At 51.9% G+C, this 13,571-nt stretch carries 4 protein-coding genes; all 4 read right to left on the minus strand.

What is annotated here, in order from left to right:
* Window positions 1-60: 60 nt before the first annotated feature.
* The 4 genes from THS27_RS20940 to THS27_RS27670 all read right to left on the minus strand — a co-directional run bounded on the left by THS27_RS20940 (window position 61) and on the right by THS27_RS27670 (window position 13,538).
* Window positions 61-1,374 carry an HlyD family type I secretion periplasmic adaptor subunit gene (locus tag THS27_RS20940; RefSeq protein ID WP_168184959.1) on the minus strand — a complete coding sequence of 438 codons (1,314 nt, stop codon included), beginning with the start codon at window positions 1,372-1,374 and terminating at the stop codon, window positions 61-63.
* A complete protein-coding gene (locus THS27_RS20945) occupies window positions 1,367-4,054 on the minus strand; it encodes a type I secretion system permease/ATPase (RefSeq protein WP_210402963.1) in 2,688 nt (895 codons plus the stop codon). The genes THS27_RS20940 and THS27_RS20945 overlap by 8 nt, the downstream gene beginning before the upstream one ends.
* The gene (locus THS27_RS20950; protein WP_085594134.1) at window positions 4,051-5,583 is read right to left on the minus strand and encodes a TolC family outer membrane protein; all 1,533 of its coding nucleotides are present in this window, start codon (window positions 5,581-5,583) and stop codon (window positions 4,051-4,053) included. The genes THS27_RS20945 and THS27_RS20950 overlap by 4 nt, the downstream gene beginning before the upstream one ends.
* 104 nt (window positions 5,584-5,687) lie before the next feature.
* Window positions 5,688-13,538, minus strand: a complete 7,851-nt coding sequence (locus THS27_RS27670; protein WP_085594136.1) for an S-layer family protein — start codon at window positions 13,536-13,538, stop codon at window positions 5,688-5,690.
* Window positions 13,539-13,571 lie beyond the last annotated feature (33 nt).

Raw genomic sequence — 13,571 nt, forward strand, 5'->3', positions numbered from 1 at the left:
AAGGCCCGCAAACATTGCACGCATCACGCCTGATTATAGAACCTTGTTATTCATCATTGGTCAGCTTTCAGTGAAGGCGTTTTTCTTAACCTTGACCACCGGTTCAACAAAATAATTCAAAACAGTTTTGCTGCCGGTCAGGATGTTAATCTCGGCAATCATGCCTGGCACAATTTCAAGATCATTTCCCCCACCATCGGTTAAACGCGAAAATACCCTTACAACAACCGGGTAAACCGGCTCTTTTGTTTCGGGCAATTCAATTGCATCAGCCCCAATCGTGGTCAATTCACCATCCAGCGACCCGTAACGGGCAAAATCATAAGCCGTCAATTTAACCTTTACCCGCTGGCCGGGATGCAGAAATCCGATGTCGGCAGGTTTGATATGGGCTTCGACCAGAAAATCATCGTTAATCGGCACAATTTCAACCAATGCTTCGCCCGGTTGCGCCACCCCGCCCAGAGTGGTTTTCAAAATCTGGTTAACAATACCATCGACCGGAGAGCGTATTTCAGACCGGTCCACTTTGCTGGCATAAGCGGGCAGGCTCTGCTCCAGCTCCGCCAGGTCCGCTGTAACTTTGGATAGCTCCTGCAAGGCATCCTTACGAAAGGTTTCATGCATGGTTTTAAAACGCTCGGCAATCTCACCTAGTGCCAGATTAAGCCGTTCAATGCGGATCTGCGATGTCTGCTGTTTTCCCAGCAGCTCTGCATGGGTACGTTGCAACTGAATAAGCGACAATTTAGGTTCGATCCCACGTTCAACCAACGGCTGGATCATATCGATTTCCGATTGCGACAGCACCAGCCCCTCACTTGCGGTATTAAATTCGCTTTCGGCTTCGCGCTGTTCTTTTATCTTTTGCTGTTTTTGCTGTTCCAGCACCGCCAGTTCCGATGCCAGTTCCGATTGCCGCCCTTTAAACAGGCGTTGCTGGGTCAGGGTTACAGCCGGGGCGCTTTGCGTCAGACCTTGTGAAAACTGCAAATCAGTTCCCTGAATTTCGGCCGTTAACCGTTCAATCTGGGCTTGCAGGGCAAACTGTTTTTGTTCCAGCTGATTATATTCGCTTTGCGATGCCGTAGTATCAAGTACCAGCAACACATCACCGCGATGCACCCGTTGCCCTTCATGCACCAGCAAATCCTTAATCATGCCGCCATGCATGGTTTGCACCTTTTGCAAATCCTGCGACGGAATAATTTTGCCCGATCCACGGGTGACTTCATCGACCTCGGCAATTGCAGCCCAGCTGATCATGCTAATCACGAACAAGGCAATCACGCACAACAACGCCCAACCTGAAAAAAACGATTTGCGACCGTTTATCTGACGGATGATTTCGGAATTAAGATCACGGTTACGCATCTCCGTTCTCCTTGCCATCGGCCAGCGGTTTTGCGGCTGCCTGCCGTGTGGCCGTATCATCCGCACGGGGCTGCGCCAACGTCTGTGACGATGGCGGGCCTTTTTCACCCTCCACCAGGTCATTATCAGTTACCAACGCCGCTCTTTCTTCAATTTTACCGGGGTCGGAACTAGGGGTGGCTTCATCAACGTTGTCTCGGTGACGTACGATCTTTGCAACCGGTTTGGCACTTCTGGCCCTTGCCATGCGCTTAAAAGCTACGCTGGCAGCGTTGGCATCGGCTGCAGGGCCACTTTCCCCGTTTGGCTGCGGGTTTGCCTTGCCTTGCGGCGGCGATGATGTCTCAACTGATTCAGCTGTCTCTGTGGATGTCGGCGGCTTTTTATTTACAATCGATTTCGGCCCCCGCGCCACCACCGCACCACCTTCGACCACAATCACGGTATCGACCATATCAAGCATGCTGGGGCGATGGGTCACAACCAGAATGGTTTGTTCTTCGGCCTCTGTTCGCAAACGGTTCACCACGATTTGTTCGGTTTGCATATCCATCATGCTGGTGGGTTCATCCATCAGCAAAATCGGTGGTGCCCCAACAAGCCCGCGTGCCAGTGAAATGGACTGGCGCTGCCCACCTGATAATCCTTCACCACGTTCCTGGATCATCAAATCATACCCGCTGGGATGGCGGCTGATAAAATCATGGGCCCCCGACAGGCTGGCGGCACGCAAAATATCATCATCATTGGGACGATAGGCCCCCACGGCAATATTCTGTTTGACCGACCCTGAAAACAGCCATGCATCTTGCAATACTGCCGAAATGTTGGCACGCAAATCAGATGGGTCAATCTGGCGAATGTCGGTGCCATCGACCAGAATAGACCCGCTATCAGGTTCATAAAGCCCCAGCATAAGACGCAGGATCGTGCTTTTCCCCGATCCAATACGGCCCAGAATGGCAACCTTTTCGCCCGGTTCGATCACAAAGGATACATCGCGCAGGGCTGCAATATTTTGCCCCGGATAGGAAAAATTGACATTTTGAAATTCAATCCGTCCGGCCAGCCGCGTACGCGCCAGATAATGCCGCCCGTCCTGCCGTTCGGTTGACTGTTTCATTAACCCGTCGAGATTACGATATGATGTCCGCACCTGATTGAGCCGGGTCAGGGTTTGGGCAATTTGCCCCAAGGGCGCCAAAGCCCGCCCCACCAGAATAACCGAACCAACCAAAGCCCCCATCGAGGTTTCGCCCGCCGCAATCAGGAACACGCCAAAAACCACAATGCCAATTTGCGATACCTGCTGGGCCGTCGCCGTCATATTGACAACCATATGCGAAATACGACGGCTGCGTGCACCAACCCCGGCCTGAAATTTAAGACTGTCTTTCCAACGTTGCCGCATGAGCCGGGCCGCACCCGATGTTTTAACCGTTTCCAGCCCGGAAATGGTTTCTACCAGCACACCTTGCTTGGTTTGGCCTTCTTCAAAGGCTGACTGCGCATAACGAGCCAATAATGGCTGCACACCAATACCAACCAGAATAATTGTTGGTACAGCCAGAGCCGGAATTAACACCAGCGGCCCACCAATGCCATAAATCACGAACAAAAACAGAATGATAAAGGGAATATCCACCAACGCAACCAGCGAAGCAGAGGTGAAAAATTCGCGCAGGGTTTCAAATTCGCGCAGGGTATTGGCAAAGGCCCCCGACGACCCGCGCCGATCCTTCATTTGCATATCCAGCAAATGATCAAAAATTTCGCTGCCAATTTCCTGATCGGCGCGGATACCGGCGCGATCAATAAAATGGGCCCGCAGCATTTTGATGACAAAATCAAAACAGATGGCAAACCCGACACCAAAAGTCATGGCGATAAGGGAATCAATCGCTTCGTTGGGCAGAATGCGGTCATAAACCACCATCGTGAACAGCGATACTGTAAGGCTTAAAAAGTTGGTTAGGGCTGCGGCAATAATAACCTGAAGATAAATCGGTTTATTTTTGCCCAGTGCCGACCAAAACCAGTGCCGCCCGCGTTTTGCCAATTGATGGTCAACATGCTGCTTTTCACGAAAATAAGGGCGAACGGCAATACCAAGGCCACTAAACACGCCACGCAAATCGGCAATTGGCATGATCACCGGGGCATCGCCGTAATCCGGGTCATATACCGCCAGTTTATGCGGGCCTTCGCGGCTTACAATTACCACCACCTTGCCATCATCGAGAAACGCCGTCACCGGCAAGGATACATGGCTTAGGGTTTCCAGTTGAAACTCACCCGCGATACAGGCAAGGCCAACCTTGCGGGCCATTTCGGCAAAGATTTGCGGGGTAATATCCTTATTGCCATCTGCAATATTGCGAAAATAATTGGCTGTTACCGACATGTCATGATGGCGACACAAATAAACCAGGCATTGCTCGACATAATCAATTTTCGGGCCATTGACGCCAGGTTTTGGTGTATCGGCATCCGCAGAAAATGCCGGTTTATCTTCCATCTGTTTTTTTTCGTCGGCGTTCGGCGAACGATCAGGCTTGCCCGACCTCCGGGCAGGGGGAATGGTCGTTTCCGGGGGCAGTTCCTGGCGGTCTTTCGTTTTTTCATCGCCTGCATTATCAATCGCGCGCAGCGGGGTCAAACGTCCAAGGGAACGGTTCATTTCGCCTCCCAGCCAAAATCATTTATACCAAAGCCAGGTAACAGTTCGCCGGTTAGGGACAGCAACACATATCGCGACAAATCGGCCATCGTTCGGGCATCGATCAGCGCACTCGCGGTTTGATAAAATTCACGTTGACTATCAAGCACATCTACCAGATCGCGGCGTCCGATCGAAAACAGGTCAAGGTAGGTCAGGAAGGTTTCTTTTTCGGCCCGCGCGGCCAGCGACAACGCCGCGAGACGTTGTTCACGGGTAACAATATCGGTCATTGAACTTGATATCTGACGTTCCAGTTCCAGCCGGGACTGTCGTTCACGTTCGCGTGCCTGTGACAAACGGTTCGATGCCCGGCTTTCGCGGGCCTGATCACTGCCGCCATCAAACAGGTTATAATTCAGGCGTAAATAAAACCGCATTTCATTGTCATTGCCACGCGGTTCGGACAAATCATATTGTCGCCCCTCAACAACCATCGATACACGCGGATACCAGGCCGCCTTGCTGGCATCATATTCAAACGATGCCACACGGCTACCTGCCTCGCTTTGTGCCAGAGACGGATTTTGCTGCAAGGCGTGCTGCAAGGCAATTTCGGCATTTTGGGGAATATCAGGGACAAGGCCAGGGCGTTCCCCGTGCGTTGCCTCGGCACCGAACAATTCGCGATAGCTGGCCCGTGTCCGGTCAAGTTCACCAATAAGTTCGGTCAAATTTGCATTGGCTTCGGCCAGGCGACCTTCGGTGCGGTAAACATCCGCCGTGGTACCCGCCCCGCCTGCGGCACGGTCATTTACACTTTTAAAAATCAGTTCGTGACGGTCGCGATTGTCAGTGGCCAGCAACACCTTGGTTTGCAGGCGAACAATATCAAAATACGCAGAAATTGCCCGCAGACAAAATTGCTGTGCCGCATCAAGGGCAGCGTATTTACTACCCGTCACGTTTTCACGCGCAGCATCAATACGGTTAAAGGTTTCCCCGGCATCAAACAGCAACTGACTAACCGATAAAACACCATCGGGGTCGTTATCCTCGCCAACACGTTCATTGGCGCGCGCAACATTATACCCGCCTTCCAGGGCAAAATCGACCTGGGGGTATAACGCGCCACTGGCTTCAGCCACGCTGTCGCGAGCCTGGCGGGCACCATAAATGCTGCTTTGAATAGATGGATGGGTTTCCACCGCCTGGCGAACCTTGGCGATAAAACCCGGCTGTGACACCGTTTCTGCCATGGGGCGTGCCCCATTTCCAGGTTGCTGCAAAAACTGATTTACCAGTTTTTCCGAACCGTTCATGCTTTTGGCGATGTCGCGAAACAGCGGTGTCATCGCACTTGAACCTGCTGCACTATCGGCAACTTTTTGCGCCTCAAGTTGCGCGTCCATGCTGTCCGCAAGCTCCGCAGGCGACACCGTTACCGCTGTCCCTGCGGCCTGATTGCTGGCCGCATTCCCCGAAACCGGTAATATTGCGGTGCTGATCAACCCCGTTATCAGCACCAGCCAGGCTATCCTGTTTTCCATTCTGGGTTAAACACCAATCCCGCTTCCCCCGCAAAGGGTGCATGTCCCCGAAAAGCAACAAGGGGTGGACCTGCCACCCCCTGCGCCCGTGATTTTAGATAAGCCTATGTTTCTGAATAAAAAAGATCCGAAACACTGGCCGTATCTATATCGCCGCTAATGCCGGTGACATTGATAAACAGGTCTTCCGAACTATTCACTGCACCGTCACCATTATCGACAATCAGATATGTCCCGGCGGCTTCCCCACCGCCAGAAACCTCAACAAACATGGCGGCACCATCACCTTGCAAGGTCAGGCCTTCAAAAGCCGTCGACAAATCAAATCCCTGATCCGCCGAATTGGTGATCGAACTGTCCACCGATATGCTGGTCGGAACATTGTGATCCCCGCCCAAGGCCGACAAATCAAACTTGTCTTCGCCAATCACAAAGTCGGTAATCACGTCCAGCATTGATGCGGTGCTATCGGAAAGTGCGCTTGCCGTATCATCAACACCGTTATCCAAAGCCGAACCTGCCTGATAGGCATTAATCGAATGGCCGGTTATTTCTTCGTCTGACGCCACAAACAACGTGTGTTCATCTTCCAGACCAACCGTATAGCCAAAAGATTTAAGGGTATCGGCAAAGCGCGAAACAATATCAGCCAAACTGTCCGAACCATGTACCGGTTGTGTAAGGGTGAAATCGTCTATCGTCAGAACAAAAGTTCCATGGTCCTGCAACGACTGATTTTCCTGGGCGAAGTCATAAAAATCAAACAGAACGGCATCAAACGTATCGTTCTCGCCCTGTGCAGGATCGATATAACCCGCATTTGGACCCAAATCGCCAAGGAATGTTGCATCCATGGTGAAATCGGAATCGTTTTCCTTGCCAGCAAATGTGATGGTTCCACCATCAACAGTAATGGTGTCAAAGAAGGTCGCATCCGGGTCGCCATCACTTTTGGCAAAGGCTGCATCCTGTGCCTTGATTTCGTCGGCAAGTGCCTGAATGCTCTCTGCTGCACTGTTTGCAACAACCGGGGTCGAAAGATAGTTGGTTTCAACATCACCGGTCGCTGTTGTAATAACCAGCGTGACCGACAGGAACGATCCGGCAACATAATCGGCGTCGTTTGTCGATAATGTCAAAGTACCTGTTTGCGCAACATTTGTATCCGCGTCCACATCAACACTGAAGCTGTCACCTGCATCTGTTTCAACAAAAACAGAACCACTATCGGCGTGAATGGTGCCTGAATTATCAAAATCTATCGATTTTCCGTCAGGGACATGAATAAACAGCCGGTCCGCTTCGTGATTTGAATCCCCATCCGTATCAAGCGCAACCGCGTCAACCACATCGGCATTCTCGTCTTCATCATAGACCACCTGCGCCTTGGCAGCAATTTGTGCCGCCAACTGAAAAATCAGCCCACCCGGTGTATCGCCATCGCTCATTTGAACCTGGAAAACGTCGTCTCCGACCGTTAAACGCAGGAAGTCACCTGGCTGTGGTGTGGTGGTGTCGGTGAAGCTGAAAGCAAACAGCCCCTCGGACTCTGGCTGGGTTCCATATGCCGTGCCCTGGGAATAGGTGTTGGCATCAACGGCAACGCTTTCGCCAACCCCCGCAATTTGCAATATCCCGTCATGCACACGGGCGTGATAATCATGCCCGCTATCATTATTGATGACACTGGCAAGGTCGGACAAAACACTCTCGATAGAGGTTTCGCTCTCATCTGCCCTTGCGCCATAGGCGTAACCGTCAATCACAACCTCAAAGTAATCACCCTGGGTCGGCGTGTAATCGGGATACTCGACGGTTACAGCTTCCCCACCCAGACGCATTGCGAAGATGTCATTCCCCGCCCCGCCGGTCATCACATCGGCACCGCTACCCCCCATAAGATAATCATCGCCACCATTGCCGATCAGGGTATCATTGCCATCCCCCCCTTGCAGGGTATCGTTGCCTTCACCACCAATCATGGTGTCATTGCCGGTAAACCCGCCATAATCGCCGTCCACGGGATCATTCTGGATTTCGCCTTCCACAATCAGGCTTTGCGTGGATGTCAGTTCTGACCCGTCAATGACCACACCATTGGTCATGGCGACATCATTGTCGTTGTCATCAATAACACGGCTAACAACGGAAATATCCCCAAGGGTACCATCGCCGTTCTCATCCGCTGTCGAGGCAAGCTGCGAACCGATTTTAAGATTATTTCCAGCTTCGTCGGCACGCAATTCGATACGGTCAATATTGGTAATGGTCACGTTGCCATCGGCAAGAGATTGATCTGTCAGGTCAAAATTGCCCGCCGTTGTCAGCAACAGGCGGTCATTTGTGGCCGCCTCCAACGTGCCGTCGATCATCAATCCGGCTGCTAAAACAGCCGTCGTCAGATAAAAGCGGTCGCGCCCTGTGCCCCCGATCAGGGTATCGGCTCCACCGCTATAGTAAATGCGGTCATCACCGGCGCCACCATTGATGGTGTCATTTCCCAGCCCCCCGCGAATACGGTCATTACCCGAGAACCCGCCATATTCAAGGCCGGTTTCATCATCAATCAGGATTTCACCCTGAAAATGAATGGAATGATCCGCCGACAGGCTGCTGGCATCAACGACAACCCCTGCCGTGATGGGAACATCGATTTCAGTATCACCATCTTCGACGAATGCCCGCGATACGATCTGGATATCGCCCAGGGTTCCATCCCCGTTGGCATCCGCCGTTGATACCATGCCATCGCCCAGCGCCAGCGTATAACCCGAAGCATTTTCACGCATTTCGATACGGTCAATCTGCCCAATCGTAATATCGTGCGTTTCAAGGTTGTTGTCGGTGAAATCATACTCACCGTGCGCAGCCAGGATCAGCCGGTCATTTGTGTTTGCTTCAGCAGCACTTGCCTGTTCCGTGTCCAGGTCATAGGCGCCGCCAAAAATGAACGTTCCGTCTTCAAGTTCCGATGGGCTGTCGATATAAATCCGGTCAGTTCCCAAGCCACCAATCATGGTGTCAATGCCTGTCCCACCATGCAACCTGTCGGATCCGGCCCCGCCGTTCAAAACATCGTTGCCACCATTACCGTTTAGGCGGTCATCACCCTCGCCCGCCATAATGAAGTCGCCACCAGCACCGCCCAAAATGATGTCATCACCGCTAAAACCGCCATAGGTTTCGTCGCCGGTTTGCGGGTCATTCAAACCAACATGAACTTCGCCGTCAAATTGTAGGGAGTCTGTATTTTCAAATGCTGTTGCATCCACAAAAATACCATTGGTGATCGGTGACGCTGTCAGGCCAATTTCGCTTTCATTATCCACATAAACCCGGCTGTTGATGCGAATATCGCCGCCCGTACCGTCGTTATTTGAATCCGATGCAATGGCAAGGTCATGCCCCAGAATAATCTTGAGGTTTGCGACATCCATCGCCACATCAATGCGGTCTATATTGCTTACCTGCGCTGTTGTCAGATCAACATCAGCCCCCGTTTCAAGATCGATAATCAACCGGTCCTGGGCAACAGTATTGGCTTCGGTGGACGACCCGCCATTACCGTCAATCACGCTGCCCGAAAGGCCCGACACATCGGTCAGATAAATCCGGTCATCGCCAGCACCGCCAATCAGGGTGTTAACGCCGGCACCGCCATAAAGCCGGTCTTTACCGTCACCCCCATCAAGGTAATCGTTACCATCATTGCCATACAGGCGATCATTGCCTGCACCGCCATTGATGGTATCGGCCCCGGCGCCGCCATAAACGGTGTCATCTCCGCTAAAACCACCATAGGTTTCTTCACCGTCAACCGCACGTTCGCCATCAAAATACAGATGATTATTTTCCGTAAGGCCCGATGCATCAACCGTGATGCCATTTTGCATCCCGACATCAAGGTCATTGCTATCATAAATGCGTGAAACGATGCGAATGTCGCCTGTCGTTTCATCATTATTCGCATCCGACGTCGAGGCAAGCTGATCACCGATAATCACGGTCTGCCCGGCCACGTCATTGTTCATGTCGATCCGGTCAACACCATTAAACGACAAACCACTGGCGGTGAAATCAAAGCTGTCATTGGCTTCGCCGTGCAAGACCACGCGGTCCCTGCTACCTTCATCACCGTCGGTTCCGGTAATGGAAAGCCCGCTGACCAAATGATCCGCTTCAAGATGGAACCTGTCATCGCCGGTTCCCCCGATCATGGTATCTGCGCCGCCGTTTCCGTAAAAACGACCGCCTTCGTCGCCGTTTGTCAGTATGTCGGCCCCGGCGGAACCATAAATCGTTCCGTCAACAAGTTCACCAATCGAAACACCTGCAACATCGGTCGGGAAACTGGCTGAGAAATTGTCATTATAAGTTTGCAATGCTTGATAGCCGGCTTCCTGGAAAGCACCATTGCTATCAAACAACCCGTCTAATAGATCTCCCAAAGTGGCATTTGATGCTGCCTGAATTTTGATCGCTGAAATCATCAGGTTCATCGCATCAATGCTGGAGGCATCCTGCATTTGCAGTTCACTCGGCATCAGCTCGGCAAGGGCACCCACCGTATTTGCAAGTAGTTCCGCAACTTCGCCAAACACATCTTGTAATGTGACACCAGTGGCAACTTCTTGAGTTTCGTCAAAGTTTTCAGCCCCAACCAGAGCATTGCCAACACTTTGAACAAGGTTGCCCAGAACCGTGCTGTTGGTCCAGTCCACACTGGCACCATCTGCATTGCCAATTGCCACGGCGATCTGTGCCAATACCGCATCGGAAATTTCAGCAAGGCTGTATTCATTTTCGCCTGACGAAAGAACCGGCTGAAGTGCTTCGGCAAGCTGCGCCGAAATGGTTAGCATTTCCGCGGCCGCAATTTGCAGCGTGGCCGCATTGGCGGCATCAACCGCCGATGAACTGCCTGAAGCCACAACCGCAACCGGGTCAATGGTTAAAACATTGGCGCTGGAAAGCGACGACGCATTCAGCCCCAACCCGGCGATCAAATCACTTTGAGCATCAGCAGCATCGGTCGAAATATTTCCTGCAACCAGCTGATGCATAACTGCGGTCAGCGATGTTACCACCGAAGCATTCTCGCCGACTGCAACCGACAATGCACCGTTAAATGCCTGACCCGTCGTCATGTCCGTGCCGCCCGTCACCCGGACAGAAACATTCTCGGGCAGAATCCCGGTAAACTGGTAACCTTCAATGCTGTAGTGGCCGTTGGCATCGGTCGTCCAGGTCTGGGTCCCCACCTGGTTGCCATCGCCATCCACCAGCATCACGGTTGCACCAACCAGATACCCGTCAAGGGCCGTGCCGCTTTCGTTGTAGGTTATGCTGGACTGATATTCGACATCACCACTAAGGCCTGTGTCATTAATCGTGGTGCCTTCAGGAACGGCAACAACCACGTTGCCCTCACCGGTCGCACTAAATGTCACAGTTAGTCCGTCAACATCTTCGGCCTGAATAAGGGCATTATTCGGCCCGGTAACAATCACCTCATCAATACTACCCAGATCAAGATCACTTAGGCTCACATCGCCATTTGTCGTATCGATGACCAAACGAACCGTCCCGCCAGACAGTTTGGAAAAATCATAGGCCCCGTCCGCCGTGATCGTGACATCGACATTACCTGTGGCCGAAATATCAACCGTCTTGCCCGCTATATCGGCATATGTCAGCGCCACAGCCGATGTATCAACGCTTTTAACGGTAATGGATATTGTACCGGTATCGGTCGTCAGTTTCGCAAGATCACTGCCAACAGATGCGCTGCTGGCTTCCGTCAGGGCGATATTGCCCGTACCGGTTGCGGCCAAACCACCAAGATCCCCCAGTGCTTCTTCAGTAATTGAAAGATCCTGATCAGCAACCGCCGAAACACTGATCACACCACTTGCTACCGTCAGATTATCCAGAACCGACGAAACATCACCAGATACCTCGGTAATGGTAATATTACCCGCCCCGGTCGCTTCAATACTGCCATAGGAAACCGCTTGTGCCTGGGTCAGGCCAAGATTTTCGCCATCAGCCGCAACAATGTTGATCACGCCGCTATCTACAGTAATTTTGTCACTGTCAGCGACAAGTGAAGCGGCGGTTACATCGGTCAGCGTCACATCGCCAGAACCACTAACGGTAAAACTGTTGATATGTGCCAAATCGGTTTCCGTAATCGAAAAGCTCTCGTCATTGGCTGCGCTCAAGACCAGACCACCCGTAGCCGTCAATTTGCCAAGGTCACCCGCAAAATCCTGCGCTGTCAGGCCGCTCACCGTAATTGTCGATCCATCCGCCACACTCAGGGCCGCAAGATCATCAAGTTGGGTTTTGGTAATGCTCAGGTTTTCACCCTCTGCACCGGTGATGGTAATCGTCCCGTTATCAATGGCCGATATTTTTGCCAGATCGCCCGCAAATCCACCGGCAGTTACACCGTTCAAAACAATATTACCGCCCCCTGTTGCCTGAAGTGTCGTTACTTCGGCAAGGTCCGTTTCTGTAATATTAAATGTCTCGCCTGCGGCACCGGTAATTGCAAAGCTGCCGTTTTCAACCGTAATTACCGCCAAATCCGACGCCAGCTTTGCGGCCGTTACCCCTGTCAGGGTGATGCCGCCGGTTCCAGCTGTATTCAAGGCCGTTATGGCATCAAGGTCACTTTGGGTCAGCGTAAAATCTTCATCCGCTGCACCGTTAATCGTCAAATCCCCATCAACCGTCGTTTTGGCCAAATTCGCATCCAGGGCACCACCAGTTGCATCATTGATGGTCAGGTTGCCGCCGGCTGTTGTTGTCAGCTGGGCAATATTTGCGATGTCGGATTGCGTAATAACAATGTTTTCGCCCGATGCCGCCTGAATGGCAATTTCGCCACTGCCAACGGTCAATTTCTCCAAAATGGCCGATATATCATCTGCACCATCAAGGCTTGTCAGGGTAATTGTGCCTGTCCCCGTCGTCGTTAACGATGCAAGATTTTCCAGCTGGTCATCCGTAATCAAAAAATTACCGTTGATCACCCCGGTGACATTGATCGCAACGGTATGGCCGGTGGTGTCAATCTTGCCGAGGTCGTTTTGTAATGCACCGCTCGTCGCACTGGTAAAATTGATCGTCCCATCCACATTAAAATCCAGTGATGACAAACGACTCAGCAATGTTTTTGAAAGGGCAAGCGTGCTACCGGAATCGACTACTGCGGAAATCTCGCCATCTGCCGCAGTGGACAACTTTCCAACCAGCGCAGCGAGATTAGACGTCGACACACCCGTTAACGTAATATCGCCGCTACCTGTTGTCGTGAGGCTATAAATCGATCCCAGTTCATTAGCGGTAATTGTAAAATCGGCATCGGCAGCCCCGACAATAGCAATATGATTATTTCCATTAAGCGGCTCGACATCGGCAATCAATGCCTCGACACTGTCAATATCCGAAATGCCGGTCACACGAAAGGTAAACATGCCGGTAATTGTATTGCCCGAATCATCGGTTGGAATAAATGCGCGCAAGACATCATAGGAACCAACAATCGTTGTCCGGGCATTTGTCGCTGCGGTCAGGGTTGTGACGGCACCAAAATCATTAATAATCACCGGGCGCCCAACCCCGGATAAATTAAGCGATGTCACAACATTGGCGTCAGGAATGGTCAATGTTCCACCGGTATAAACCACCGATCCGCCACCGTCTTCATCCAGTATCAGTGTGATATTACCCGATGTCGGCAGGTTGGACAGCGACAATTCCCCCGCCTCGGAAACCAAAGCCGTAAAGGAACCCACACCGCCATTGTTTAGCGAAACATTTTCCGCTTTGGCCGATTGCGCTGCCGCATCAAATTCAGAAGCAGCCTGCGACAAATCACCAGATGCTGCCCCTTCTCCAATGGCATTCGCGGCTTCACCTTGCGCCACGTACTGACTTTTGACCACCTCGTCAATTGTCTTAGGCTCAGGACCTATTAA

Source organism: Thalassospira sp. MCCC 1A01428 (genome assembly GCF_002115825.1).
Classification (GTDB): domain Bacteria; phylum Pseudomonadota; class Alphaproteobacteria; order Rhodospirillales; family Thalassospiraceae; genus Thalassospira.